Raw genomic sequence first — 26329 nt, 5'->3', positions numbered from 1 at the left:
CGATCATTTCCCCGACAGCAAGCCCAAAGCCTGATAATTGCGCCAAAGTGGTAGATCGTGTTGCAGTTGTTGCGCACCGGCCCTCTGCGCCACGGCTTGGCGAGGGCGCTTGATCTGCAGAGGCCCAGGCTGTAGCTTAGAACCGTTCTAAACGAGGGTTCGACATGTTGGGTGCACTACTCTCATCCGCCGCCTGGGCTCGCCGGTCCTTCGATTCCCTCAGCGAGGAGGAAATCCTTGCCCTCGCGATCGAGGCCGAGGAGGAGGATGCCCGCATCTACCTTGCCTATGCCGACAACCTTCGCGACCGCTACCCGGCGTCGGCCAAGGTGTTCGAGGAAATGGCGGAGGTGGAGCAGACCCACAAGAACAACCTGATCGAGACCTTCCGGTCGCGTTTCGGCGAGAAGATTCCGCATATCCGACGCGAGCATGTCCGCGGCTTCCATGCGCGCCGCCCCGACTGGCTGGCGCGAAACCTGCCGCTCGATACGATCCGCGAGCAGGCGACGGAGATGGAGAAGCAGGCCGCCCGTTTCTACACCGAGGCGGCAAGGCGGGTGACCGATGCCTCGACGCGCCGGCTTCTCGGCGACCTGGCCCTGGCCGAACAGGGCCACGAGGAGATTGCCGGGGCGCTGGGCGAAAGGCATGTGGGCGAGGAGGAGCGGGCTCGCGAGGACGAGACGGCACGGCGCCAGTTCATCCTGACCTACGTGCAGCCGGGACTTGCGGGCCTGATGGACGGCTCGGTCTCCACTATGGCGCCGATTTTCGCCGCGGCCTTCGCGACGCAGAATACCTGGTCGACCTTCCTGATCGGGCTGTCGGCCTCGGTGGGTGCGGGCATTTCCATGGGCTTTACGGAAGCCGCTCATGACGACGGCAAGATTTCCGGACGGGGGTCTCCGATAAAGCGGGGGCTCTCCAACGGCATCATGACTACCCTCGGCGGTCTCGGCCACACGCTGCCCTATCTCATCCCGGATTTCTGGACCGCGACCACCATTGCCGGCATCGTCGTCTTCGTCGAGCTGTGGGCGATCGCCTTCATCCAGAACCGGTACATGAAGACGCCCTTCCTGCGCGCGGTGCTGCAGGTCGTGATCGGCGGAGCGCTCGTGCTGGCGGCGGGCATCCTGATCGGCCACGGATAGACGCAGAGACATGAAAAAAGCGGGCCGGGCCCGCTTTTTTCATGTTCTACCGGAGGATCGGATCAGCGCAGGGCGCCGACCACGACATCGCTTCCGTTCTCGATGCTGACCCAGCGGCCGGTGCTGAAGGATGCCTGCCGCTTCAGATAGGTATAGGACGTCTCGTACCAGAGCTTCACCTCGGGCTCGAGGTTGTCCAGGATGAAGTCGCCCTGCGCGGTGCGGACCGTCAGGACGGCATGCCCCTCGCCATCCGGCTTGCGGACGACGGTGATCAGCAGGTCCGACAGCGAGAACCCTTTCGCCGCGAGCTCGCGCCGCTTCAGGAGCGCATAGTCCTCGCAGTCGCCGACCTCCGTCGGATAGACCCACACTTCCTCGCGTCCGTAGATGTCCTTGTCGGTCATCGCCTTGATCCGCGCGTTCACCGAAGCATTGACGCGCTTGATGGCGGCCCAGCCGCTGGGCGTGAGCTTCGGAGGCGGGCTGGAGGCGAGGCGCCTGTTGCACTCCCCGGGATTCTGTCGGCAGAATTCGTAATGCCCGATGGGCTGGGAGGTGACCGCTCCGGTCACCATGTGCGCCTGCGTTCGAGGTGCGGGAACCGCAGCGGATGTCGGCGCAAGAATGGATGCTAGGACTACAGCAGCCAGCTGCGCCTTCAATGCATTTTTCATGGACCCGTCCCTTCAAGTCTTAACAAAACGTTAAGTCGGGTGGGCCCGCCCTGTCAATCGATCAACTTTTAAGGATTTGTTAAGATGTCGAATATGGTTAAGGGTGATGCATTTGAGTATCAGCTTATTTATTAATCACTATTTATGAGGGGTAGGAGGGCGGAGCGGAGCTTTTCGAGGTCCTGGGGCCGCGAGAGTCGATGGTCCCCGTCCCGGATGAGCGTCAGCACCACGTCGTCCGACGGGAGGTGCTCGATCAGCGTCAGCGCGTGCCGGTATGGGACGTCGGGATCCGCCATTCCCTGCAGGATATGAACGGGGCATCCGGTCTCGATGATGCCGGTCAGGACGCGGTTCTGCCGGCCGTCCTCCAGAAGCGCCCGGGTATAGATATTCGGCTCCGGGGCATATTCGGAGTGTTCCTCGAAGTAACCGTCCCTCTCCAGCGCCTGGCGTTGCTCTTCGGTCAGGTGGGGCTCGATGAGTTCCGAGGTGAAGTCGGGAGCGGGGGCGATCAGCACCAGCCCCTCGAGCCGGGGGCTTCCGCGGCGGCGCAGTTCGCGCGCCATCAGGAGCGCGATCCATCCGCCCATGGAGGAGCCGACGAGGACGACCCGCGCGGGCTTCAGCGCATCGAGGACGGCAAGCCCTTCCTCCAGCCAGCGCGATATCGTGCCGTCGCGGAACTCTCCGCCAGAGGCGCCGTGCCCGGAATAGTCGAAGCGGATCGCTTCCGAGTCGGTTTCCGCCGCGAGTGCGTCCATCTCCACCGCTTTGGTGCCGGTCATGTCAGACCGGTAGCCGCCGAGCCAGACGAGGGCGGGTGCTTCCGGACGGGTCTCCGCCGGCCGGTGGAGGATCGCGATTTCCCGTGCGGCCCCCGGTGGGCCGACAAGGATGGAGCTGGACTGCGGCGGCTTGATCTCGCGATGTTCTGACATGGGACTTCCTTTTCGAGGCGGGCCTTATAGAACAGATTCTTCGCCTGCGGGCAGCAGGTGATTTTTTCCCAGCGCTATGCTATTGACTTCGCCGTCGCGATTACGACATTGCCGACGCTTCCGCGATTTTCGGCGGATTTGCGGCGTTCTAGAGAAACAGCCAAGGAGAATACGACCATTCGCAGACCGTTCAAAGCCGATGCCCCCGTCAAGGAAGGGCCGCGCTCAAACCGGGAGATCCGGGTTCCACGGGTTCAGCTCATTGATGCCGAAGGAAACAACCTCGGCTCCGTTGCGACAGACGAAGCGATGAGGATGGCCGAAGAGGCCGGCCTGGACCTCGTCGAGATCTCTCCCAACAACGATCCGCCGGTGTGCAAGATCCTCGATCTGGGCAAGCTGAAGTATGCGAACCAGAAGAAGGCTGCCGAGGCGCGCAAGAAGCAGAAGATCGTCGAGATCAAGGAAATCAAGATGCGCCCGAACATCGACACCCATGACTATGAGGTGAAGATGAAGGCGATCAACCGGTTCTTCGAGGACGGCGACAAGGTTCGCGTGACGTTGCGCTTCCGTGGTCGCGAGATGGCTCACCAGGAACTCGGCCTGAAGCTCCTGCAGCAGGTCAAGGAAGACACGGCGGAGATCGCCAAGGTCGAGGCGGAGCCGAAGCTCGAAGGTCGCCAGATGATGATGGTGCTGGCGCCTCGTTGAGCGCCGGTCCACTCGCCGGAAGGCCGCGACGGGCGGTTTGATCCGGCCTCAAAACCTTCACCGATGCCGTTGCGCTTTTTTCCGACTGCGGTTATAAGCGCGCGTCCGAACGGTCCGGCAGGGCATGCCGAGGCCGTTCTTAATATGCTTGAAACAGGCCTCGTCAGCCGGTTTCAGAAGAAGAATGGAGTAGCAAAATGCCCAAGATGAAGACGAAGTCGTCCGCCAAGAAGCGGTTCAAGATCACGGCGACCGGCAAGGTCGTCGCAGCTGCCGCCGGCAAGCGCCACGGCATGATCAAGCGGTCCAACAAGTTCATCCGCGATGCACGCGGCACGATGATCCTTGCCGAAGCTGATGGCAAGAAGGTCGTCAAGAACTACCTGCCGAACGGTCTCTGAGACCTTTTCGTCGATTTGGATCATTAAGGAGATCATGACATGGCACGCGTAAAACGTGGCGTAACGTCCCGCGCCAAGCACACCAAGACCCTCAAGGCAGCCAAGGGCTTCTACGGCCGCCGCAAGAACACCATCCGCGCCGCGAAGGCCGCAGTCGATCGTTCGCGCCAGTACGCGACCCGCGACCGCCGGGCGAAGAAGCGGAACTTCCGCGCCCTGTGGATCCAGCGCATCAACGCTGCCGTCCGCGAATCCGGCCTGACCTACGGCCGCTTCATCGACGGCCTCAACAAGGCCGGCATCGAGGTCGACCGCAAGGTTCTGTCCGACATGGCCATCCATGAGCCGGCTGCCTTCGGTGCCCTCGTTGATGCTTCCAAGAAGGCTCTCGAGTACCTCAAGGAAAACGGCACTGCCAACGAGTTTGAAAGCGCGGTCAAGTAACCAGCGCTTCCCAGGCTTCACGAGCTTCATAGTTTTTGGGAAACCCGCGCTGGTCTGGGCTGGCGCGGGTTTTTCTTTTGCCCGTCAGGACGCGACGTTGACAACGGCGCCGAGCATCACACGGAAGAAACCATGTCCGATCTGGAAAACCTGAAAACATCGCTCCTCGCGGAAATCGCCGCGGCAGGCGACGAACCGGCGATCGAAGCGGTTCGCGTCAACGCGCTCGGCAAGAAGGGGTCGGTTTCCGAACTCCTGAAGACGCTGGGCGCCATGAGCGCCGAGGAGCGCCAGACGCGGGGCGCGGCGATCAACGCGCTGAAGAACGAGATCGCCGAGGCGATCAACACCCGCAAGACCGTGCTGAAGGATGCGGCAATCGAGGCGCGCCTGAAGGCCGAGACGGTGGACGTGTCGCTGCCGGTACGTTCCTCCCCCGCGGAGCGGGGTCGCATCCATCCGATCAGCCAGATCGTGGACGAGATCACCGCCGTCTTCGCGGACATGGGCTTCTCGATCGCGGAAGGTCCGGACATCGAGACCGACTACTATAATTTCACGGCGCTGAACTTCCCGGAAGGTCACCCGGCGCGCGAGATGCACGACACCTTCTTCTTCCAGGCGGACGAGAATGGCGAGCGCAAGGTGCTGCGCACCCACACCTCGCCGGTCCAGGTGCGCACGATGGAAGCGCAGAAGCCGCCGATCCGCATCGTTATCCCCGGCAAGACCTATCGTCAGGATTCGGACGCGACGCACTCGCCGATGTTCCATCAGGTCGAGGGCCTGGTCGTGGACAAGAAAAGCCATGTCGGCCACATGCGGTGGATTCTGGAGGAGTTCTGCAAGAGCTTCTTCGAGGTGGACAGCGTCACCATGCGCTTCCGCCCCTCCTTCTTCCCCTTCACCGAGCCGAGTTTCGAGGTCGACATCCAGTGCGACCGCTCCGGCCCGATCGTGAAGTTCGGCGAGGGCTCCGACTGGATGGAGATCCTCGGCTGCGGCATGGTTCACCCGAACGTGCTTCGTGCCGGGGGGCTGGACCCCGACGAGTATCAGGGCTTTGCCTGGGGCATGGGCCTCGACCGCATAGCCATGCTGAAATACGGGATGCCGGACCTTCGCGACTTCTTCAACGCCGACGTCCGTTGGATGAACCACTACGGCTTCCGCCCACTCGACATGCCGACGCTGTTCGGCGGCCTGAGCGCGTAAGGGGAGGACAGACACTATGAAATTCACGCTCTCCTGGCTCAAGGATCATCTCGAGACCGACGCCACCCTGGACGAGATCTGTGAGCGCCTGACGGCGATCGGGCTCGAGGTCGAGGACGTCGACGACAAGGCGGCGTACAAGCCCTTCGTCATCGCCAAGGTTCTCTCGGCGGAACAGCACCCCCAGGCCGACCGGCTGAAGGTGCTGATGGTTGATGCCGGAGACGGCAAGCCGGTGCAGGTCGTCTGCGGCGCCCCGAACGCCCGTGCGGGCCTGGTCGGCGCTCTCGCGCGCCCGGGCACCTATGTTCCCGGCATCGACGTGACGCTCTCCGTCGGCAATATCCGCGGCGTCGAAAGCCACGGCATGATGTGCTCGGAGAAGGAACTCGACATTTCCGACAGCCATGACGGAATCATCGACCTTCCGGTGGATGCACCCGTCGGCACGCCCTTCGCGACCTATGCCGGGCTGGACGATCCGGTCATCGAGATCAACCTGACGCCGAACCGGCCGGACTGCACCTCGATCCACGGGATTGCGCGCGATCTCGCCGCCTCCGGTCTCGGAACCCTGAAGCAGCATCCGGTGCCCGCGTTCACGGCCGAGGGCGAGACGCCGGTGGATGTCAGGATCGTGCTCGACGACGAGCGCCTTTGCCCCGGCTTTGCGCTTCGCCTCGTGCGGGGTGTGCGCAACGGTCCGAGCCCCGCCTGGATGCAGCAGCGCCTGAAGGCGATCGGCCTGCGGCCCATCAACGCGCTGGTCGACATCACCAACTACATGACCTTCGACCAGGGTCGGCCGATGCACGTCTTCGACGCCGCCAAGGTGAACGGCGACCTGACCGTGCGCCGCGCGCTGGCGGGCGAGACCGTGCTTGCACTCGACCAGCGGGAGTACAAGCTCACGCCCAACAACGTCGTCATCGCCGACGAGAACGGTGTTGAATCGATCGGCGGCATCATGGGCGGCGAGCATTCCGGCTGCGACGAGACGACGACCGACGTGCTGATCGAATCGGCGCTTTGGGACCCGATCAACATCGCCAAGTCCGGACGCGCGCTCGGCATCATCACCGATGCCCGCTACCGCTTCGAACGCGGCGTCGACCCCGAATACATGATCCCCGGCCTGGAGCGCACCACGCAACTGGTGCTCGAGGCCTGCGGCGGCACGCCGGCTGAAGCGAGGGTTGTCGGCTACAAGGGCTTCGAACCCAAGGTGATCGATTTCCCGACGTCCGAGGTCAAGCGCCTCACCGGCCTCGAGGTCACGGCAGAAGAGTGCCGCGAGATCCTTGCGCGTCTGGGCTTTGCGGTGAAGGGCGAGGGCAGCCGCCTGTCGGTCACCGTGCCCTCCTGGCGTCCCGACATCGACGGCAAGGCGGATCTCGTGGAAGAGGTCATGCGCATCCACGGGGTCGACCAGATCCTGCCGGAGCCGATCGAAAGCCTCGGTACGGTCAATGGCCGCATCCTGACGACGCTGCAGGTCCGCAGCCGTACCGCCCGCCGGGCGCTTGCGGCACGCGGCATGCTGGAGGCAGTGACCTGGTCCTTCATCTCCGAGGAGCAGGCAAAGCTCTTCGGCGGCGGCTCGCCACGCCTCAAGCTCGCCAATCCGATCGCCTCCGACATGTCCGACATGCGGCCTTCGCTTCTGCCCGGCCTGCTGACGGCGGCCCAGCGCAATGCCGACAAGGGCTATGGCGACGTGGCGATCTTCGAGGTCTCCGGCACCTATGAGAGCGACGCGCCGGAAGGCCAGCGCCGCGTTGCCGGGGGTGTTCGCCGCGGCACGGCGTCGATCGCCGGCGCCGGCCGGCTGTGGTCGAATGCGACACGCGGCGGCGGCAAGGCGGTTGACGTCTTCGACGCCAAGGCCGACGCGCTGGCCGTCCTGGAAGCCTGCGGCCTTCCCATGGGCAACGTCCAGATCGAGAAGGGCGCGCCTGCCTGGTACCATCCGGGCCGTTCCGGGACGATCAAGATGGGCCCCAAGGTGGTTCTCGGCTATTTCGGTGAATTCCATCCGAAGACTCTGGGAGCGCTCGACGTCTCCGGCGCACTTTGCGGCTTCGAGGTCTATATCGATGCCATGCCGGAGCCGAAGAAGAAGGCAACCCGTACCAAGCCGCCGCTCGAGCTTTCGCCCTTCCAGATGGTGAAGCGCGACTTCGCCTTCGTCGTCGGCTCGGATGTCGAGGCAGGCGCGGTCGTGAAGGCGGCGACGAGCGCCGACCGCAAGCTGATCACCGGCGTCAACGTCTTCGACATCTTCGAGGGTGCGTCGCTCGGCGAGGGGCGCAAGTCCGTGGCGATCGAGGTGTTGATCCAGCCGGTCGAAAAGACGCTCACCGACGAGGACTTCGAGGCGCTGACGGCGAAGATCGTCGCCAATGTCGAAAAGGCGACCGGGGGCAGCCTGCGCGCCTAGCCGGCGCGCTGGTATCGCCATTCCTGTGTCTTGCCGCCGTAGCCATAGGTAGCGGCGCGCACATCCTCGACATAGATGTAGCTTTCCTCGTGTAGGTTGCCGAGGAGGCGCTCGAACCCTTCGAAGGCCGCCTGGATATAGGCGGCCTTCTCGCTTTTCGTATTCGTCTCGTCGGTAATCTTGATATCGAAATAGACGCTCGATTTGCCCTGTTCGGCAAGGGTGCTGCCGCCGACGATCCAGTCGCGCGGATCGACATAGTCGATGGCGATCGCCGTGACTGCCGGGGACTTGCCGAGGATGCGCTGCGTCAACTCGCCCAGAAGCGTTGAAATGGCGCGGGTCATTTCGTCAGAGCGTTCGCCACTGACTTTCACATTCAGGATCGGCATACTCTTTCTCTATTGGTTAGCAATGCAACTATATGGGTTTGCATCAAGGCAGGCGTCCGCCGATGGACCGCGCCTGCCGTACGAAATCGCCAAACACGTCCATGCCGAGCTCGTCCTTCAGGCGCTCCGTCACCTTTCCGCTGGCAGCGTTCAGCCCGTCCGCAAGCGCGATGCCCTCGGCCGTCGGATATATTTCGGACTCCCGGCCATCGTTCTTGGTCGCTCGACGCTCGACGAGGCCGCGCGCGACAAGGCCGTCCACCGCCCGGGTTGCCGTTGCCCGCGCAATCTTCAGGGCGAGGGCCAGCTCGCTGTGAAGCATTCCGGGCCTCTGCAGGATGGCGCGCAGGGTGAAGGCTTGCGACGGAGTGAGGTCGAAGGGCTTGAAGGCTTCCGTCCACACGCGCTCCAGCTGGCGGGCCAGTGCGGTCGTGTTGAAATAGAGGCAATGATCGAACATCGTCGGACGATAGCATTTATAGTTGCAAATGCAACTATAAAAAGGACCCGGTGAGGAAAGGGTGCTTGAGCAACGTGGCCGAGGCCAGGTAGCCTGGGCCGCGGCGGTGGTGGAGATCGGAGGAAAGGCATGCGCAAGCCGAACTCGATGAAGGGGCTGGAAGATCTCGGCCGGGTGCGGCTGTCGAAGAACTTCTTCTTCCGGGACTTCCTGTTTTCCGAGATTGCGGTCACCTACGACATCCCGAACCTCCCCGACGATCCGGACCTTGCCATTACGGCCGGACGGCGCCTGTGCGAGGAACTGCTGGAGCCGTTGCAGGCGACCTTCGGGCGGCTTCACCTGCGTTCGGGCTACAGGTCCGCGGCCGTCAACGAATTCGGCAACCGCAACGGCCTCAACTGTTCGACGAACGCGGCGTCTGCCGCCGATCATATATGGGACATGCGCGATGCGGACGGCTGCATGGGAGCGACGGCCTGTGTCGTCGTGCCATGGCTGCTCGACAACTGCGACCGCGAGGGCGACTGGCGCAAGATGGCCTGGTGGATTCATGATCACCTGCCATACGCCTCGCTCTGCTTCTTCCCGAAGCTCTGGGCCTTCAACATCCAGTGGCACGAGCGCCCGGCGCGGCGGATCATGAGCTATGCCGTTCCGCGGGGCGTGCTGACCAAGCCCGGCATGGCCAATCACGAGGGCGACCATTCGGCCTTCTATGACGGGTTTCCCACCCCGGCGGCCGGAGCCTGAAGGCGCTCTCGGCGGAACCTTCCGGGAAGGTCGTCGTGCCGATGCGATCCTGCCGTTGCATAGCCCGGAGCCCGACCATATGGTGCCGCAACATTTCAGATCGGGAGGAGAGAATGTTGCGTTTTGGAATTCTGTCGACGGCGAAGATCGGCCGGGACATCGTCGTGTTGTCGCTGCAGGACGCGGAAAACTGCGTGGTCACGGCCGTCGCAAGCCGGGACCTGCCCCGCGCCCGCGCCATGGCCGACCGGTTTTCCGTCCCGCACGCTTTCGGCTCCTACGAGGAAATGCTTGCCTCCGACGTCATCGACGCGGTCTATATTCCGCTCCCGACGAGCCAGCATGTGGAATGGTCTATCAAGGCGGCGGACGCCGGCAAGCACGTCCTGTGCGAGAAGCCGATCGCGCTGAAGGCGGACGAGATCGAGCGGCTGATCGCCGCGAGAGACCGCAATGGGGTGCTGATCTCCGAAGCCTTCATGGTCACCTATTCGCCGGTGTGGCTGAAGGTTCGCGAACTGATCGCCGAGGGAGCGATCGGGCGGCTGCGCCACGTGCAGGGCGCCTTCACCTATTTCAACCGCGACGCCGCCAACATGCGCAACATTCCCGAACTCGGTGGCGGCGCGCTGCCGGATATCGGCGTCTATCCGGCGATCACCACCCGCTTTGCGACCGGTCGCGAGCCGCTTCGCGTGCAAGCCGTCACAGAGCGCGACCCGGATTTCGGCACCGACATCTACGCGAGCGTCAAGGCGGACTTCGGTGATTTCGAGATGAGTTTCTACGTCGCCACCCAGATGGCCAACCGTCAGGTCATGGTCTTCCACGGGACCGAGGGATATATCGAGGTGAAGTCGCCCTTCAACGCCGAGCGCTGGGGCGCCGAGGAAATCGAGCTCACCAACCAGAAGCATACCGAATCGCAGATCTTCCGCTTCCAGGACAGCCGCCAGTACCGGCGCCAGGCCGAGGCTTTCTCGCGCGCCGTGGCGGGCGAGGGCGCCGAGGTGGTGACGCTGGAGAATTCGCTGAAGAACCAGCGCTTCATCGACGCGATCTACCGTGCCGGCGGCCACGACGGCTGGGAAGAGGTCTAGGCGTCAGCGCCCGAAGACGAAGCGCGAATAGCCGAAGAAACTGTATGCCATGGCGGCAATCGAGGCGAACACGATCGCCGCCAACGGCTGCACGGGCAGCCGATAGATCAGCGCCGAATAGACGCCGTAGTTCAGGAGTGCCGCGGTGATCCCGACCGCCCAGTAGCGGAAGCCCTCGGCCGCAAGCGAGGACGACGACCGGCCGAAGGTGAAGTTGCGGTTGAGGAACCAGGTGGCCGTCATGGCCGCCATGATCGCCGGGATGCGGGCAACGAACGGACCGGCCGGCGTCAGCGCGATCAGCAACTGGGTCAGCCCGGCGTCGATCGCAAATCCGGTTCCGCCGGCCATGACGAACCAGACGAGTTTCCTCATGCGGCGTCGGCGGAACGCGACTCGCCCGGCGACGATACCTCATCCGCGCCCTGCAGGCTCGTGCCGGCGATCCCCCGCTGGGCGATATAGGCAAGCCGAAGCTGCTCGTTGCGGGCCCTCGACAGGGAATCGAGGATCAGCCCGGCGGTGAACACGAGGAGGGAGACCATCATCAGCGCCATCGACAGGATCCAGGTCGGCACGCGGCTGACGAACCCGGTCCGGAAGTATTCGGCGAGCACCGGCAGCATGAAGCCGATGCTGGCGGCAAGGATGGTGCCGCTGATCATCCCGAAGAAGACGAACGGGCGCGTTTCCTTCATCAGCATGGCGAACATCCACAGGATGCGGCTGCCGTCCCGGACGGTGGAAAGCTTGGAATGGGAACCCTCCGGCCTGCGCCCGTAATGCAGCTCGATCTCGCTGACGGGGAGCTTCAGCCTCGATGCATGAACCGACATCTCCGTCTCGATCTCGAAGCCGCCGGAAACGGCCGGGAAACTTTTTACGAAGCGGCGGGAGAAGGCGCGGTAGCCCGAGAAGATATCGGTGAAGTCGCGCCCGAAGATCGTCCGGTAGAGAAGGTTGAAGAGGCGATTGCCGGCGGCGTGGCCCTGGCGTCCCGCATCGGCGAGCACGCCTCGCCGGGTGCCGACCACCATGTCGGCGCGCTCGGTCAGCAGCGTGCGCACCAATTCCTCCGCATCGGCGGGAACGTAGGTGCCGTCGCCGTCTGCCATGACGTAGATGTCGGCCTCGATATCGGCGAACATGCGCCGGACGACGTGGCCCTTGCCCTGCCGGCGTTCGCGCACGACGTGGGCGCCGGCGAGCATCGCTTTCAGCGCCGTGCCGTCTGTGGAATTGTTGTCGTAGACATAGACCCGCGCGGTGGGCAGCGCGGCCCGGAAGCCACGCACGACGTCGCCGATCGTGGCCGCCTCGTTGTAGCAGGGCAGGAGGATTGCGATATCGACGGAACTGGCGGTCATGATTTTCACTCGCTAACCGGAAAATCGGCGCAGGTTCGTCCGGCGCGGCGCTTTACTATTTCTTGGGAAGGTTAAGGCTAGGTTTCCGGCGGGAAAACAACGTCCATGGAAGCCGATGACAGACGCCGCGGCCGCACATCTCAGGCAGGATAAGCCTCAACGCAGACCGCTGTCACAGCGTCCCGCGCTGCTGAGCCTCCTCTATGCGCTGGTGACGATCGCCGTCATGCTGGCCATGTTCGTCCCCTCCGCGACCGATTATGTGGGAACGGACAACGACGACGTCATGCGGCTGGTGCAGGTGAGGGACCTCCTCGCCGGTCAGGGCTGGTTCGATCTGACGCAGTACCGGCTGGGGCTCGAGGGCGGTACGCTGATGCACTGGTCGCGGCTTGTCGACCTGCCGATCGCGGCCCTGGTCCGCCTCGGGACGGTCGTCCTTCCGCAGAACCAGGCGGAGGCGCTGGCGCTGACCCTCTGGCCGCTTCTTCTCATCCCGTTCCTGCTCTATCCGATCGGCCTTGCCGCCCGACGGCTCTCCGGTCCGGTGGCGATGCATATCGCCCTCGGTCTCGGCAGCCTGTTCGCCTTCACCAATGTCCGTTTTCACCCCGGCTCGATCGATCACCACAACGTCCAGTCGGTGCTCCTGGTGTGGACCGCGGCCATGCTCGTCGATCCCGGCCGCCGGCCGCGGAGCTACCTCGTCGCCGGGGCAGCCGCCGCGCTAGCGATCTCGATCGGCGCGGAGACCGTGCCGCTGGTGGCAGTGGCCTGCCTCTGCGTGGCGCTGCAGTGGATATGGCACGGTGAGGCGATGTCGGCGCCGGCCCGCGCCTTCGGGCTCTCGCTGGCGCTCGTGATCACCGCAGTCTTTTTCCTGACGGTTCCTTCCGGCCGCTATGGCGTTGTGACCTGCGACAGTCTTTCGCTCGGCTTCTACGCGCTGGCGGCGATGGGCGGAACGCTATTGGCGGGCGCAACCTTCATCCCGGCCGGTCGCGGGATCCACGGTCGCCTCCTCGGTGGCGCGGGCATTGCCGCATCGCTCGGCGCAGCCGCCCTGCTGATTGCGCCGCAGTGCCTGGGCAGCCCCCTGGCCGACCTCGATCCCATGCTGGTGAGCCTGTGGCTGAACGCTGTCACCGAGGCGCAATCCGTCATCGGCATCGTGACCCGCGATCCGCATTCACTGGGCGGCTACTACGCGGTCGGCTTCTTCGCGGCCATGGTCTGCCTCTGCCGCATCCTGATGGGGCAGGAGCGGGAACCGCATCTCGTCCTGCTGCTGATGATCGCCGCAAGCTGGGCGATCGCGCTCGTGCAGGTCCGTGGCTTCTTCTTTGCCAACATGCTGGCCATCCTGCCGTTGTCGCTGCTGATTGCCGATCTGCGGCGCGGATCGCAGGCCGATCCGGAAAGTCCGAATGCCGCCTTCGCCTATGTGACGGCGGTCCTGATGGTGGTGCCGGCGGTCTGGGCGCTCGCGGGCGCGCTGATCGACCACAATGCCGAAAGGTCGCTCGGCATCGAGACGCTCACCCAGGACAGCGGCGCGCGCCCTGAACGGGGGGAGTGCTCCGCCGAGGACGGGCTGCCCCTTCTGGCAGCGCTCGAACCCGGCGTGGTCGCCGCACCGTCGAACAGCGGTGCGGAGATCCTTCGCTACACCCGCCACCGTGTCCTTGCGGCTCCCTACCACCGCAACCAGGGCGGAATGCTGACCGAACTCCACATCGGCCTTGCCGCCCCGGCGGAGGCTGAGGCATTCCTGCGCGGCGCCGGCGTGACGCTCGTCGTCTATTGCAGGAACGATCCGCAGACGCGCTCCCTGATCGCTGCAAAGCCCGACGGCCTTTACGCGGCTCTCGCGAAAGGCCACATCCCGCCCTACCTCACGCCGATCGGGAGAATGGGAGAGGGCGCCGGCTTCGCGGTCTACCGGGTCATCGACACCCGGTAGGAGGATTTTCTCTGCAAAGGCGGCCTGCTGACCGTCAGGTCGGAGAGCCGTGACCGGCCCGCTTATCCGCGCTTCGCGACCTTCACGCCGTAGATTTCCCAGGCGGGATTGCTTTCGCCGCGTTCGTAGACCTGGAAGAGCCGGTCCAGCGGCTGCTCGGCCGTAATCGAGACGGAGACCTTCTGCCATTCCTCGCCGACGGTGACGGGCGCCGGGTTCATGGCCTTGTCGGACATGCCGACCAAGAATTCCATAGGCCCGTCCGTGGATCTCAGCCAGACCTCGACATCGTAAACGCCGGGATCGACGGGCTGCTGGCGACGCAGGCCCGAATAATTCTTGCCCGAGTCATCCGGCTTGTCGGCGCTTTCCACGCGCGTGGCGCCTTGGCCGCCGTCCGGATCTACGACCCCTGCGGACGTCTGCGGCTTGACCCAGTAGCCGCCCCAATAGCCTTCAGAAAATGCAGCCGACTCGTCGATGAGATTGGGACCGGATGCCTGAACTTCTGAGGCGGGTTGCCGAGTGTCGGCCGTCGGCTGCTGTGGGGAGGACGGGATTTCGAGAACGGCACCCGCCGGCACCAGATTGCAGTTGCGCAGCAGGGACCGGTTCTGCTGGCATATTTCCCGCCAGCGCCCTCCGTCCCCCAGCATGCGCTGCGCGATACCGGACAATGTGTCCCCCGGCTCGACCGTGATCGTGGCAGCACTGGCCGTGCCGGCCGTCGACAGCGTGATCCACGCCAATGCGATCGCTGGTTTCATCATAAGACAATTCTCCGCATCTGAAATAGTCGTTAGAGGTAACACCGGGGAGGATGGTTTATCAACCAAGTATGCGTCGTGGTGGATGCAATATCCTTCGTGCGGTCGGTACATGATGAGAAAGCTGCGGCATCGAGATTAACGATGGAAGTGTACCCGAGATGCAAGGCGGAATTATAGCAATGCAGTTTCCACTTGCGAACTGGGTAATTTACTCAATAGTCTCTTCCTGTCCATTGAGGGGGAGCTGAATGGAATTTCGTGCGGCCCTAAAGAGATTCGTGCCCGGCTGGGTACTTGATGCCCGCAGATCCCTCATGAGGGCCCGGTTGTTCAATAGGAACAAAGGTCGCGGTCTGCAGTCGATCTTTTCCGAAGCCTACCGATCCGGCAAGTGGGGAACAGGTGACGGCAAGTATTGGTCGGGCAATGGCAGTAGCAAAGCCCAGTCCTCAGCCTACGTGGAGTTCATGGTCGAGTTCCTGCGTACGCATGACGAGATCAAGACCTTTGTCGATATCGGCTGCGGAGACTTCCAGGTCTCTGGCCGCGTCCTCGCGAATGTCGGGCGCCCGATCTCCTATGTCGGGGTGGATATCGTCCCCGAGTTGATCGAGCATAATAACCAGGCGTTCGGCTCCGACGATGTCCGCTTCGTCTGCGCCGATGCCACCACCGACCCGCTGCCCCCGGGAGATCTCGTCTCCGTACGGCAGGTTCTCCAGCACCTTTCGAACGACAACGTCGAAAAGGTCCTGCGAAACACCGCCGGCTACCGCTACCTGGTGGTCACCGAAGGGGTTCCGGTCGGGCCGAATGTCGCGCCGAACCGCGATATCGTCAGCGGCCATTACACGCGATCGCTCCAGCTGTCCGGCGTTTTCATCGAGGCCCCGCCCTTCAACATGCCCGCCGAAGAAGTCCTGAGCGTCCCCGTCGGCGGCGGCCAACGCCTGCGCACGACCCTATCGGAACGCGGGTCCAGCCGGACCTGATCATTCCGGTTGCCTCGCCCGGGAAGACCATGACTGTGGTTGTCATCACACCGCCCTTCTCGACATCAGGAACGTCTGCAATTTGTCCGCCTCGTTAATGGTGAGGGGCGTGGTCACGACTACGTCGCGGATCTTGCCGTGCCAGTAGGAGGAGAGGGATGTCAGGGCTCCGATGGAGACCCGTGTCGTGGCGGTGGCGGGGGCGTCGGTCCCGGTTGTGTTGACCGCCGTGCCGCCGTCGACGGAGACTGATGCGCCGGCCGAGGTCGTGAAGCGGCCGCGCAGGAGATGGCGGCCGGAAATATCGACCACGGTGCTGGTGACGGTGGTGTTGGCAGATCCGGTGCCGTACTGGATATTCGGGCGGTTGACGCCGCCGACGGGGAAGCGACCGAGTGCGCGGCGGTCGTTGGAGACCAGGCCGCCATAGGAAACCACGAAGCGGGCAGCGCCATCGGTGGCCTGGGCGTCCTGCTGGACGACAGCCCAGATTTCCGATCCGGCAGAACCACCCGGGAAGGGCTGGCCTGACAGCGAAAGGACGTCGTCCACTCCATCGAAGACAAGCCCGGGAGCGCCCCCGAAGCTCGTGGCGGACCAGCTGGGGCGGGCGGAACCGACGCCTTGCGCGGCATGGCCGTTCTTCCTGTCCGCCCATGCCGTCACCTGGTTGCCGGAAAGTGTGATGGCGTGCGAGGCGTCCCACCAGGCGAGGAGGCTGCCGCCGAGCGAAAGCGGGGACCAGCCACCCCTGCTGAGGACAAGCCCGAGGCCGGGAGCTGACGGCCCGCCCGCGGCGAGGCCGGTCGAGACCGAGAGCATCATGCCAGCCCCACGAGATTGCCGGCCGTCGTTCCCGTCGCAAGGATGCACGTGGCCCGGACGGGCAGGAGGCTTGCGGGCGCAATGCTGGTAAACGTCAGCGTTTCGCCGGTCAGCATGCGGACGGTGAGGTCGCCCCCAGTCCCGACATAGATCGCCCGGGTGACCTCCGGCAGGTCGGCGGCATCATTGGGCGTGACGGCAAATCCGGATGAGGCAGGGCCGGACAGCGAGGCTTGGACATTGACAAATCGATCGGACATGTGACTTCTCCGTTGGGCTCGTCCTTCATTGTCGGCCCGCGAATTGGCGCGGGGATCAAAGGGACCAAAATTATTGATGGCCAGACGCAGGCGCCGGAAGGGAATATCCCGCCGGATCAGTGGGTTATGCCGTCCACGGACGAAGGACACGTGACCGCAGCCAGGCTCTTGCGGGTCAGGGATGGGCTTGGTCCATCCCCGCATCCGGCAGGTGAAATGCGCGCCGGCTTCCTGTAGAAGGGAGGCATGACCAATTTCGCCGCCAGGGATTCGCAGACAAATCTTCTCGAACTGACGGTCTCGGAACTGTCCGGCTCGATCAAGCGGACGGTCGAGACCGCCTTCGACCATGTCCGGGTGCGGGGAGAAATCTCCGGCTACCGTGGCCAGCATTCCTCGGGCCATGCCTATTTCTGCCTGAAGGACGACCGGGCCCGCATCGATGCGGTCATCTGGAAGGGCACCTTTCCGCGCCTGAGGTTCAAGCCGGAGGAGGGCATGGAAGTCATTGCCACGGGCAAGGTGACCACCTTCCCCGGCTCGTCGAAATACCAGATCGTCATCGAGAGCATGGAGCCTGCTGGCGCCGGCGCCCTGATGGCGCTTCTGGAGGAGCGGCGCAGGCGGCTGGCAGCGGAGGGGTTGTTCGACCAGTCGCGCAAGCGCCCCCTGCCGTTCATGCCGCATGTGATCGGCGTGGTGACCTCGCCGACGGGCGCCGTCATCCGCGATATCCTTCACCGCATCACCGATCGCTTCCCGGTCCACGTGGTCGTCTGGCCCGTCAAGGTGCAGGGCGAGGGCTCCGGCGACGAGGTAGCGGCGGCGATCCGGGGCTTCAACGAGATGCCGGCCGATGGTCCGGCAAGACGGCCCGACGTGCTGATCGTCGCCCGCGGCGGCGGCAGCCTCGAGGATCTCTGGGGCTTCAACGACGAAGCGGTAGTGCGTGCCGCGGCCGAAAGCCGTATCCCGCTCATCTCCGCCGTCGGCCACGAGACCGACTGGACGCTGATCGATCATGCCGCCGACGTGCGGGCGCCCACCCCGACGGGCGCCGCCGAGATGGCCGTGCCGGTCAGGGCGGAACTCGAGGCCCAGGTCGCCGCTCTTTCGGCAAGACTGAGGGGATGCGCGAGCCGCCATATGGAGCATCGCCGCCAGTCGCTCCGCGCGCTTGTCCGGGCGCTGCCCTCTCTGGACCAGTTGCTCGCCCTGCCGCGCCGACGCTTCGACGAGGCGGCAGCGGGCCTCGGCCGCGGCCTGGAGCGCACCACCGTCGTCAAGCGCCGCAGCCTGGAGCAGGCGACGGCCGGCTTGCGTCTCGATCTTCTTTCAAACCGCGTCGCCGAGCGACGTCGCTTCATCGCCGAGCAGGTGCTGCGCAAGGAGCGCTGCCTCGAGCGACACATGCTGAAGGAGCACAACCGCGTATCGAGGGCGGCGACCGCGCTCGGTGCACTGCCGGCGCGACTGGCCGGTCATCTGCAGCGTGAGCGGCAGCATGTGACGGTCCTGATGCGCCAGGCGGATACCGCCCTGTCTCATGCGTTGACGCGAAGCCGCGCCGCGGTCGCCGGTCAGGATCGGGTCCTGCAGTCGCTCTCCTACAAGAACGTCCTGAGCCGCGGCTATGCGGTGGTCCGTGACGCCGGCAACCGGCCGCTGACACGCGCCTCGGACGTGTCGCCCGGGCAGGCGCTGGCGATCGAGTTCGCGGATGACCGGATCGACGCCGTCGCGGTCGGTGACGGCACGGCCCCTGCCTCGCCGCAGCCAACTGATATTGCCCGCCGCAAACCCTCCGCCAGGACTGCCCCGCCCGGCGATCCGCCAAAGCAGGGCAGCCTGTTCTGAAGCCCGGCCGGCATCCCGCTACTTCAATTTCCGTCCGCCCGGCCTAGGTAATGAGGGAGGGGCGGCCTTTGCCGCTCGACCGGCCTACGGAGTGTGCGATGAATAGGAAACTTCTTGCCGCCGTCATCGGCATCCTGGTCGCGACTGCACCCGCCGGGCCGACGGTCGCGGAACAGAGCGAACTCTCCGCCTTCCTGTTCGGCCGGAACTACAATGACGGGATCATGACCATCCAGATTTCGCCCGGCCGGATCGACGACGAGCGCGATCCGTCGCTTTTCCTCTTTCCGGTGCGGATAAGGCAGGCCCAGCAGGTGGTGGAAAACGACCCGGTGCTGCTAGATGCCCTGGCACGTCGCGGGATCGCTCTCCACAACGTGCTGTGGGTAAGGACCGCCGCCAACGGCGGCAGGATCATCTACTACCGCTGACCGGTGGCCAGCCGGCTGGAAGGCAGCCGGCGGAAGTTAGTCAGGCCCACTCGCCCTTGCGCATCACGGGCACGGGCGTGCCATCCGCGCTGATGCCGTCGATATCGACCTTGTCGGAGCCGATCATCCAGTCGATGTGGATGAGGCTCGAATTGCCGCCCTGGGCCGCGATCTGGTCCTGGCTGAGCGTGGCGCCATCCAGGAAGCATTTCGAATAGCACTGGCCGAGAGCGATGTGGCAGGAAGCATTCTCGTCGAACAGCGTGTTGTAGAAGAGAATGCCGCTCGCCGAGATAGGCGACGAATGCGGAACCAGCGCCACTTCGCCGAGACGTCGGGCGCCCTCGTCGGTGTCGAGGACCTTGTTCAGCACTTCCTCGCCCTTCGAGGCGCGTGCCTCGACAATGCGCCCACCCTCGAACCTGACGTGGATATCGTCGATCAGCGTGCCCTGGTGCGAGAGGGGCTTCGTAGAGGAGACGTGACCTTCGACCTTCATCGCATGCGGCGTGGTGAAGACCTCTTCGGTCGGAATGTTCGGGTTGCAGGTCACGCCATTCTTGGCTGTCGATGCGCCGCCGTGCCATTCGTGGCCATCCGCCAGGCCGACGGTCAGGTCCGTGCCGGGGCCGGTGAAATGCAGCGCGGAGAAACGTTCGCCGTTCAGCCAGCCGGAGCGCTTCTTGAGATTGGCGTTATGCGTCGCCCAGGCGGCGATCGGATCGGCGACATCGACGCGCGACGCGGCGAAGATCGCATCGGCGAGCCTTCTCACCGCCTCGTCTTCCGGCAGGCCCGGAAACACGATCTTCGCCCAGGACGGGTTCGGATAGGAGACGATGTTCCAGTTGATGTCGAAGTTGGAGATCTTCTCCAGCGCCGGTTTGTAGGCCATCGAGTTCGCCTTGTTGGCGCGTGCCACGCGGGCCGGATCTTCGTTCGCCAGCATCAGGGGATTGTCGCCGGCGATGGCGAGACGCGCTGCGCCATTGGCATAGGCCCTGGCCATCCCTTCGTAGAGCCAGCCGGATGCCTTGTCGAAGCTCGCATCCGGCGCGTGCCGGTAGCGTGCGAGTGTCGCTTCCTCGTCGGAGTAGAAGGTGGTCACGAGCCCGGCGCCGGCCATGTAGGCATGCTTCGTGATGAGCCGGACAAGTGGCAGGGCGGCAAGCGGCGCCGTCATCACGAGGTCCTGGTCGCGTTGCAGCTGGAGCCCGACCTTCACGGCCACCTCCGCCAGCTTGTCGAGCTTGACCGGGTCGACGGCGGAATTGATCTCGGAATGAATATTCATCGGCTCACTGTCCTGTCTGCGGGATGTCGGCCAGACATAAGGCGTAACGGAGGATATTTGAAGGCCGCTCGACGCTGCGCTTTCAGGCGAACTGCGCCTCGTAGATCTCCGGCTTGAAGCCGACGATGACCTTGCCGTCGACTTCCAGGACGGGGCGCTTGATCATCGAGGGCTGTTCCAGCATCAGGGCGATCGCCTTGTCGCGGTCAAGGCCGGTCCTTGCCGCCTCGTCGAGCTTGCGGAAGGTCGTCCCCGCGCGGTTGAGCACCGTCTCCCAGCCCGCGGCATCCGTCCAGCGCTCGAGGCGGGCCTTGTCGATGCCCTCGACGCGGTAGTCGTGAAACCTGTAGGTCACGTTCCGGCCGTCCAGCCAGACACGGGCCTTCTTCATCGTGTCGCAGTTTTTGATGCCGTAGATCGTGATGCTCATGCCATGCCTCCGGTGAGGGGAAAGCGATAGCAAGGAGGGATAAGCGGGCGCAAGACTTGGATCACTGGCAAAGCCATGCCGTTCGCGCATGGCTCGGATGTCGTCTTGTGCGTTGCACCGGGCCGCACTCGGGCACACATTCAGCTCAACATCAGGAGCAGATCATGTCGAACCAACGCAAGAATGCCCAGGGCTTCATCGGCCGTGCCTTCGCGATCTTCGGAGCAGCCGTCCACGCATCGGCCGCCGTGGAAAACCATCGCAAGCCGGCCAAGCGAGACCTTGCTATCCTGGGTATCGACCCGAAGGCCTTTGACCAGTTCTGACGCCTGATTGGCGCTGACGCTCATCAATTAGGCACCTATACGCTTTGTTAATCGTGTCGCGCGATCATCTCGCCATATCCGGGAGGTGACGGTGGGTGCTATTGCGCAGATTCTTGATGAGAATGAACCCCCGGCCGAGGCGGCCCTGGATGCCGATGGTATTCAGGCCGTCGTAGCAAGGCTGGCGCTGGAAGCCTCCGACCTAGGCCTGCACCTCGTCGACATCGCAGGAACGATCCAGGATACCGCGGCGCAGTCCTCGGCCCATGCGACCCTACTTACCCGCCTGACCCAGGCCGCCAAGGCGATAGCCGAGGCGAATGCGGACATCGCCAAATCTCTCGGAGAAACCGACAAGCTGGCCGCCAGTGCCAGGAAAGTGCTCGGCGAGCAGGCCCAGCAACTTACGGGCTCGGTCGCCGCCATAGACAACATGGTGACGGCCTCCCAGGAAATCGGCGATGAAATCAAGTCGTTCTCCTCTGCGCTGGCGGATGTGGGCCGTCTTGCCGATGCGATCGGCACCATTGCCCGGCAGACCAATCTTCTCGCGCTGAATGCCGCAATCGAGGCCGCGAGGGCCGGAGACGCCGGCAAGGGCTTTGCCGTCGTTGCCGCCGAGGTCCGGGCGCTGTCCCTCCAGACGTCGCAGACCACGGCGTCCATCCAGTCGACGCTCGAGCAGCTCGGAACAAGAATTGACGCGCTCGTCGCCGCCGGCAACCAGGCGCGCGTCTCCGCGGAGGGCGTGAAGTCCACCGCAACGGAAGTCCAGGGCTCCTTCAAGGGCGTCGAGGACGTCATGTCGCAGATCCTCGACAGCGCCTCGTCCCTGGCGGGAACAACCGAGGCCGTCGACCGGCAGTGCAACGAATTCGCCGGCTCGATCGCGACCGCCGCCACTGCCATCCTCAAATCGAACGACAAGTTGCAGGAGACGTCGGGCCGGGTCGGCGAGGTGGTCGCCATCTCCGAACGCATCATCCAGGCGACGGCGAGCGCGGGCACGCAGACCCCCGATACCCCCTACATACAGGCGGCCATGTCCATCGCGGCAGAGGTGTCCGCGGCCTTCGAAGCTGCGATCCGGTCGGGCCGTACCGACATGGTGGCCCTCTTCGACCGCCGGTATCAGCCGATCCCCGGCACCGATCCCGTCCAGTACATGACCCGGTTCACGGAGCTTACCGACGCAGTCCTGCCGGCAATCCAGGAGAAAGCCGCGGCAAGCGACGAGCGCGTGGCATTCTGCGCCTGCGTCGACGAGAACGGCTATCTGCCGACCCATAACCGCAAGTTCTCGCATCCCCAGCGTCCCGGTGACGTCGAGTGGAACACGGCAAATTGCCGCAATCGCAGGATGTTCAACGACCGGGTGGGTCTTGCAGCCGGGCGCAATACCGAGCCCTTCCTGCTGCAGACCTATCGTCGTGATATGGGCGGCGGCCAGTATGTGCTGATGAAGGACATCTCGGCCCCCGTTTTCGTCAACGGACGCCACTGGGGCGGGCTTCGCCTGGCAATACGGGTATAGCGCTCGCCGGAGCCCCGATCGACATGCGACAGATTGCTAGAGCCGTACCATCGATATTGCGCGGATGACGATCTCGTCCTGCCGGAAGGTCCTTTCCAGTTCCTGCCGGTAGGCCCGCCACCAGGCCTCGTCCAGCGTCTCGACCATTACCTCGGCGGTGACGATCGCATCGCGTTGGACTCCGCCCTCGCCGAGCCAGAGCCCCTCGGCCGGCGCGCTCCGGTGGAAGGTGATGCCTCCGAATGACCGGGCGAGATGATCGCGGACGGATGCAAACAGCCCCGGCGGGAAGGGCTGTCCGTCAGGATCGTTGGCAGGGAGCAGGATCTGAACGAGATGCATGCCTCCCTCAGCCATGTTTACTCCCACTCGATCGTGCCCGGGGGCTTCGACGTGACGTCGTAGACGACCCGGTTGATGCCGCGCACCTCGTTGATGATGCGGGTGGCGGTTCGGCCGAGGAAGTTCATGTCGTAGGGATAGAAGTCGGCCGTCATGCCGTCGACCGAGGTCACCGCACGAAGTGCGCAGACGAAGTCATAGGTGCGGTAGTCGCCCATCACCCCGACCGTCTGGACCGGAAGCAGCACGGCGAAGGCCTGCCAGATCGTGTCGTAGAGGCCCGCCTTGCGGATCTCGTCGAGGTAGATGGCATCTGCCTTGCGCAGGATGTCGAGCTTCTCGCGGGTCACGGCGCCCGGGCAGCGGATGGCGAGCCCCGGTCCCGGGAAGGGATGGCGGCCGATGAAGCTCTCCGGCAGGCCGAGTTCGCGGCCGAGCGCGCGCACCTCGTCCTTGAAGAGCTCCCGCAGCGGCTCGACGAGCTTCATGTTCATGCGCTCGGGCAGGCCGCCCACATTGTGGTGGCTCTTGATCGTCACCGACGGTCCGCCGGAGAAGGAGACGCTTTCGATGACGTCGGGATAGAGGGTTCCCTGCGCCAGGAACTTCGGCGCGCCCTTGCCGTCCTCGGCGATCTTGGCGGCTTCCGCCTCGAACACCTCGATGAACAGCCGGCCGATCGTCTTGCGCTTCACTTCCGGATCGCTGATGCCCGCAAGTTCGGTAAGGAACAGGTCGGATGCATCCACGTGGACGAGCGGGATGTTGTAATGGTCGCGGAACATGCCGACGACCTGCTCGCTTTCGCCCATGCGCATCAGCCCGTGGTCGACATAGATGCAGGTCAGCTGGTCGCCGATCGCCTCATGGATGAGCACGGCCGCGACGGAGGAATCGACACCGCCCGACAGGCCGCAGATGACGCGTCCGGAGCCGACCTGCTCCTTGATCTTGCGGATCATCTCGGCGCGGTATGCCGCCATGGTCCAATCGGATTTCAGGCCGACGATCTTGTGCACGAAATTGGAGAGCAGCTTCGCGCCGTCCGGCGTATGCACGACTTCCGGGTGGAACATGGTCGTGTAGTAGTGGCGGCTCTCGTCTGCGGCGATTGCGAACGGCGCGTTTTCGGAGGTGGCGATCACCTCGAAACCTTCCGGCAGCCTGGTGACGCGGTCGCCATGGCTCATCCAGACGGGATAGCGTCCGCCGACCTCCCAGAAGCCCTCGAACAGCGGGCTCGACGCTTTCACCTCCAGGTCCGCACGACCGAACTCGGCCGCATGGCCGCCTTCGACAACACCGCCGAGTTGCGTGCAGAGCGTCTGCTGGCCGTAGCAGATGCCGAGGATGGGCACACCGGAATCGAAGACCGCCTGCGGCGCCCGTGGGCTGCCTTCAGCCGTCACGGAGGCGGGGCCGCCGGAAAAGATCACGCCTTTCGGCTGCATCTTCTCGAAGGCGGCGGCGGCGTTCTGGAAGGGGTGGATCTCGCAATAGACGCCGGCTTCGCGAACGCGGCGCGCAATCAGCTGCGTTACCTGGCTGCCGAAATCGATGATGAGGATGCTGTCGGGATGGGCGATCTGGGTCATGGCGAGCATTTAGAGAAAACTTGGCCTGCGCGCAACTGCGTCAGGACCTCAATTCGCCACTCTCCAGGGCGCCGAGGAGGCGATCGACGGCGACCGCCAGCTTCTCGTCGATCACGTGGAGGTATTCGGTCCAGTTGCCGACATGCTTGAGTTCCTCCTTGCCATCCGAGATCCCGCGCAGGCCGATCAGGGGGAGATCGAACCGGTTGCAGCTTCTCAGTAGCGCGAAGGTCTCCATGTCCACCATGTCCGCGTCGATCGCATCATAGGCGGAACCGGAGACGATATTGCCGCCGGTGGACAGCGAAGCCGCGGGGATGCCCGGGATCCTGTGGGGAAGGTCGATCGTCGCGGGATGGTCGAGGAACGGTGTCCTGCCCCGCTCGAAGCCGAGCGGCGAGGCGTCCATGTCGCGGTAGGCGACCGAGGCGACCTGGTAGACCCCGGTCTGCTCGAGGGTCCGGGAACCGGCAGAGCCGAGCGAGACGACATAGTCCGGTAGGGTCGACGCGGCCGCCAGCTGCGTCAGCGCCTGCGTGAGGACGACGGCGGCCTCGACGGGGCCGACGCCTGTCATCAGCGGCGAAATGCGCTGGCGCAGATGGACCCCGTATTCCGCGTCCACCGCCATCACGAAGAGCAGGGAGCGGCCGGCCACCTGTTTCAGGGTGGCGTTCATCCGACGATGTCCTCCCGGCCGCGTACCACCATCATCGTCGCCGTCATCGAGGCGATCAGCTTTGCCGGCCCGTCGGCGAGAGCATAGGCGCGGCCGTCAGCCACGACGATCGTGGAACCGGGCTTGGTAATCTCGCCGCGAAACAGGAAACGCTCACCACGGCCGGGCGACATGAGGTTCACCTTGAACTCGATCGTCAACAGGGACGCATCCGGCGGGATGACCGAAAAGGCGGCATAGGTGCATGCCGTGTCGAGCGCGGCGGAGATGATCCCGCCGTGCAGAAGGCCGTGCTGCTGGGTCAACTTCTGGTCGAACGGCAACTCGATCTCGACCATCGCCTGTTCGATGCGCGTCAGCGTCGCGCCGATCGTCTCCATCGCCGGCTGGCGACCGTAGCTTTGCCTGATCCGTTCGCGGAAATCGTCCGTCTCGCTCATGTCATGCCCTCTCGCAGGTGCGAAATTGGCATGTCCCCGACGGTCGGGCAAGCGGGATCAGGTCCGGCGTCAGTTCAGGAGCGCAATCGACAGGTTGAGGATGGAGGCAAAGGTCACCCAGGCCGCATAGGGGACGAAGAGCCATGCGGAGATCCGGTCGGCGTTCCAGCTCATCCGGATGAACAGAAGGATGGCGACGAGCATCGGTATGATCACGACAAGGCCGAGCAACGGGCTCTGGTAGCCGAAGAAGGCCGGCGACCAGAGGAAGTTCAGGATCATCTGCACGAACCAGACCTGCATCCGTCCCGAGGCCGGGGCCTGAAGCCAGTTACGGGCGCCGGCTACAGCGATCAGCACGTATAGCGTCGTCCAGACCGGCCCGAAGAGCCATGGTGGTGGCTGGAAGAAGGGCTTTTCCAGCGACTGGTACCACTCGCCCGGCATGTTGCTGATACCGCTGAGTGCTCCGAGACCGACGATGATGGCGATGAAAAGAATGTAGATGAGTGCTTTCTTCATGGGCGGGA

General features: G+C 64.3%; 30 protein-coding genes. 14 read left to right on the top strand and 16 right to left on the bottom strand.

All coding sequences use genetic code 11. The annotated features are described in order from the left end of the window. Positions 1-164 precede the first annotated feature (164 nt). Entirely contained in the window at positions 165-1157 is a 993-nt protein-coding gene (mbfA, locus tag ACWGPT_RS03795) for an iron exporter MbfA (RefSeq protein ID WP_452604251.1), read from the top strand. 62 nt (positions 1158-1219) lie between these two features. On the opposite strand, the gene ACWGPT_RS03790 is transcribed toward mbfA, so the two are convergent. Next, entirely contained in the window at positions 1220-1834 is a 615-nt protein-coding gene (locus ACWGPT_RS03790) for a transglutaminase-like cysteine peptidase (RefSeq protein ID WP_452604250.1), read from the bottom strand. A gap of 131 nt (positions 1835-1965) precedes the next feature. Next, a complete protein-coding gene (locus ACWGPT_RS03785) occupies positions 1966-2775 on the bottom strand; it encodes an alpha/beta hydrolase (RefSeq protein WP_452604249.1) in 810 nt (269 codons plus the stop codon). 177 nt (positions 2776-2952) lie between these two features. On the opposite strand from ACWGPT_RS03785, the gene infC reads away from it, so the two are divergent. The 5 genes from infC to pheT all read left to right on the top strand — a co-directional run bounded on the left by infC (position 2953) and on the right by pheT (position 7989). After that, on the top strand, positions 2953-3489 hold the full coding sequence (gene infC, locus ACWGPT_RS03780; RefSeq protein WP_452604515.1) for a translation initiation factor IF-3: 537 nt from the start codon (positions 2953-2955) through the stop codon (positions 3487-3489). Between the two features lie 197 nt (positions 3490-3686). Next, complete coding sequence (gene rpmI / locus ACWGPT_RS03775) at positions 3687-3890, top strand: 50S ribosomal protein L35 (protein ID WP_142522074.1); 204 nt, start codon at positions 3687-3689, stop codon at positions 3888-3890. 39 nt (positions 3891-3929) lie between these two features. Continuing rightward, positions 3930-4334 carry a 50S ribosomal protein L20 gene (rplT, locus tag ACWGPT_RS03770; protein WP_452604248.1) on the top strand — a complete coding sequence of 135 codons (405 nt, stop codon included), beginning with the start codon at positions 3930-3932 and terminating at the stop codon, positions 4332-4334. Between the two features lie 132 nt (positions 4335-4466). Next, entirely contained in the window at positions 4467-5549 is a 1083-nt protein-coding gene (gene pheS / locus ACWGPT_RS03765) for a phenylalanine--tRNA ligase subunit alpha (protein WP_452604247.1), read from the top strand. 16 nt (positions 5550-5565) lie between these two features. Continuing rightward, positions 5566-7989, top strand: a complete 2424-nt coding sequence (gene pheT, locus ACWGPT_RS03760; protein WP_452604246.1) for a phenylalanine--tRNA ligase subunit beta — start codon at positions 5566-5568, stop codon at positions 7987-7989. Here the strand turns inward: pheT and ACWGPT_RS03755 are convergent. After that, positions 7986-8381, bottom strand: a complete 396-nt coding sequence (locus ACWGPT_RS03755; protein ID WP_452604245.1) for a tautomerase family protein — start codon at positions 8379-8381, stop codon at positions 7986-7988. The genes pheT and ACWGPT_RS03755 overlap by 4 nt on opposite strands. Positions 8382-8424: 43 nt before the next feature. Continuing rightward, positions 8425-8841 (bottom strand): MarR family winged helix-turn-helix transcriptional regulator, encoded by a 417-nt coding sequence (locus tag ACWGPT_RS03750; protein WP_452604244.1) that lies wholly within the window; start codon positions 8839-8841, stop codon positions 8425-8427. Positions 8842-8970: 129 nt separating this feature from the next. On the opposite strand from ACWGPT_RS03750, the gene ACWGPT_RS03745 reads away from it, so the two are divergent. After that, positions 8971-9594: a hypothetical protein gene (locus ACWGPT_RS03745; RefSeq protein WP_452604243.1), complete on the top strand. Its 624-nt coding sequence runs from the start codon at positions 8971-8973 to the stop codon at positions 9592-9594. 113 nt (positions 9595-9707) lie between these two features. Continuing rightward, the gene (locus ACWGPT_RS03740) at positions 9708-10694 is read left to right on the top strand and encodes a Gfo/Idh/MocA family protein (protein ID WP_452604242.1); all 987 of its coding nucleotides are present in this window, start codon (positions 9708-9710) and stop codon (positions 10692-10694) included. Between the two features lie 3 nt (positions 10695-10697). On the opposite strand, the gene ACWGPT_RS03735 is transcribed toward ACWGPT_RS03740, so the two are convergent. Both ACWGPT_RS03735 and ACWGPT_RS03730 read right to left on the bottom strand, forming a co-directional pair. After that, positions 10698-11069 (bottom strand): GtrA family protein, encoded by a 372-nt coding sequence (locus ACWGPT_RS03735; protein ID WP_452604241.1) that lies wholly within the window; start codon positions 11067-11069, stop codon positions 10698-10700. Then, positions 11066-12061, bottom strand: a complete 996-nt coding sequence (locus ACWGPT_RS03730) for a glycosyltransferase (RefSeq protein WP_452604240.1) — start codon at positions 12059-12061, stop codon at positions 11066-11068. Before ACWGPT_RS03730 ends, ACWGPT_RS03735 begins: the two co-directional genes overlap by 4 nt. Positions 12062-12176: 115 nt before the next feature. On the opposite strand from ACWGPT_RS03730, the gene ACWGPT_RS03725 reads away from it, so the two are divergent. After that, entirely contained in the window at positions 12177-14024 is a 1848-nt protein-coding gene (locus ACWGPT_RS03725; protein ID WP_452604239.1) for a hypothetical protein, read from the top strand. A 62-nt stretch (positions 14025-14086) separates the two neighbouring features. Here the strand turns inward: ACWGPT_RS03725 and ACWGPT_RS03720 are convergent, their stop codons facing one another. Beyond that, positions 14087-14794 (bottom strand): LysM peptidoglycan-binding domain-containing protein, encoded by a 708-nt coding sequence (locus ACWGPT_RS03720; protein WP_452604238.1) that lies wholly within the window; start codon positions 14792-14794, stop codon positions 14087-14089. Positions 14795-15261: 467 nt separating this feature from the next. On the opposite strand from ACWGPT_RS03720, the gene ACWGPT_RS03715 reads away from it, so the two are divergent. Continuing rightward, positions 15262-15786: a class I SAM-dependent methyltransferase gene (locus ACWGPT_RS03715; protein ID WP_452604237.1), complete on the top strand. Its 525-nt coding sequence runs from the start codon at positions 15262-15264 to the stop codon at positions 15784-15786. A 45-nt stretch (positions 15787-15831) separates the two neighbouring features. On the opposite strand, the gene ACWGPT_RS03710 is transcribed toward ACWGPT_RS03715, so the two are convergent. Beyond that, on the bottom strand, positions 15832-16611 hold the full coding sequence (locus tag ACWGPT_RS03710; RefSeq protein WP_452604236.1) for a hypothetical protein: 780 nt from the start codon (positions 16609-16611) through the stop codon (positions 15832-15834). Continuing rightward, positions 16608-16871 (bottom strand): spike base protein, RCAP_Rcc01079 family, encoded by a 264-nt coding sequence (locus tag ACWGPT_RS03705; protein ID WP_452604235.1) that lies wholly within the window; start codon positions 16869-16871, stop codon positions 16608-16610. Before ACWGPT_RS03705 ends, ACWGPT_RS03710 begins: the two co-directional genes overlap by 4 nt. A gap of 246 nt (positions 16872-17117) precedes the next feature. On the opposite strand from ACWGPT_RS03705, the gene xseA reads away from it, so the two are divergent. Beyond that, a complete protein-coding gene (gene xseA / locus ACWGPT_RS03700; RefSeq protein WP_452604234.1) occupies positions 17118-18728 on the top strand; it encodes an exodeoxyribonuclease VII large subunit in 1611 nt (536 codons plus the stop codon). Between the two features lie 98 nt (positions 18729-18826). Further along, positions 18827-19159: a hypothetical protein gene (locus ACWGPT_RS03695; RefSeq protein ID WP_452604233.1), complete on the top strand. Its 333-nt coding sequence runs from the start codon at positions 18827-18829 to the stop codon at positions 19157-19159. A gap of 40 nt (positions 19160-19199) precedes the next feature. Here ACWGPT_RS03695 and ACWGPT_RS03690 read toward each other — a convergent pair whose 3' ends face one another. Then, a complete protein-coding gene (locus tag ACWGPT_RS03690) occupies positions 19200-20453 on the bottom strand; it encodes an aminopeptidase (protein WP_452604232.1) in 1254 nt (417 codons plus the stop codon). An 82-nt stretch (positions 20454-20535) separates the two neighbouring features. Continuing rightward, entirely contained in the window at positions 20536-20883 is a 348-nt protein-coding gene (locus ACWGPT_RS03685) for an ArsC family reductase (RefSeq protein WP_452604231.1), read from the bottom strand. A 164-nt stretch (positions 20884-21047) separates the two neighbouring features. Here ACWGPT_RS03685 and ACWGPT_RS03680 point away from each other — a divergent pair, with 164 nt between their 5' ends. Both ACWGPT_RS03680 and ACWGPT_RS03675 read left to right on the top strand, forming a co-directional pair. After that, entirely contained in the window at positions 21048-21209 is a 162-nt protein-coding gene (locus ACWGPT_RS03680; protein ID WP_452604230.1) for a hypothetical protein, read from the top strand. A 91-nt stretch (positions 21210-21300) separates the two neighbouring features. After that, positions 21301-22743: a methyl-accepting chemotaxis protein gene (locus ACWGPT_RS03675; protein WP_452604229.1), complete on the top strand. Its 1443-nt coding sequence runs from the start codon at positions 21301-21303 to the stop codon at positions 22741-22743. 36 nt (positions 22744-22779) lie between these two features. Here the strand turns inward: ACWGPT_RS03675 and ACWGPT_RS03670 are convergent, their stop codons facing one another. From ACWGPT_RS03670 to ACWGPT_RS03650, 5 genes are all read right to left on the bottom strand, one after another. Further along, complete coding sequence (locus ACWGPT_RS03670) at positions 22780-23100, bottom strand: hypothetical protein (RefSeq protein ID WP_452604228.1); 321 nt, start codon at positions 23098-23100, stop codon at positions 22780-22782. A gap of 2 nt (positions 23101-23102) precedes the next feature. Then, positions 23103-24680 carry a glutamine-hydrolyzing GMP synthase gene (guaA, locus tag ACWGPT_RS03665; protein WP_452604514.1) on the bottom strand — a complete coding sequence of 526 codons (1578 nt, stop codon included), beginning with the start codon at positions 24678-24680 and terminating at the stop codon, positions 23103-23105. 40 nt (positions 24681-24720) lie between these two features. After that, a complete protein-coding gene (locus ACWGPT_RS03660; RefSeq protein ID WP_452604227.1) occupies positions 24721-25359 on the bottom strand; it encodes a 5'-methylthioadenosine/S-adenosylhomocysteine nucleosidase in 639 nt (212 codons plus the stop codon). Then, a complete protein-coding gene (locus ACWGPT_RS03655) occupies positions 25356-25799 on the bottom strand; it encodes a PaaI family thioesterase (RefSeq protein ID WP_452604226.1) in 444 nt (147 codons plus the stop codon). Before ACWGPT_RS03655 ends, ACWGPT_RS03660 begins: the two co-directional genes overlap by 4 nt. Positions 25800-25868: 69 nt before the next feature. Continuing rightward, complete coding sequence (locus ACWGPT_RS03650; RefSeq protein ID WP_452604225.1) at positions 25869-26321, bottom strand: TspO/MBR family protein; 453 nt, start codon at positions 26319-26321, stop codon at positions 25869-25871. Positions 26322-26329 lie beyond the last annotated feature (8 nt).

The sequence above is a fragment of the Pseudorhizobium sp. NPDC055634 genome (assembly GCF_053618655.1).
Note: the sequence above shows the minus strand (reverse complement) of the source record. Positions and strands in the feature narration are given on the sequence as shown.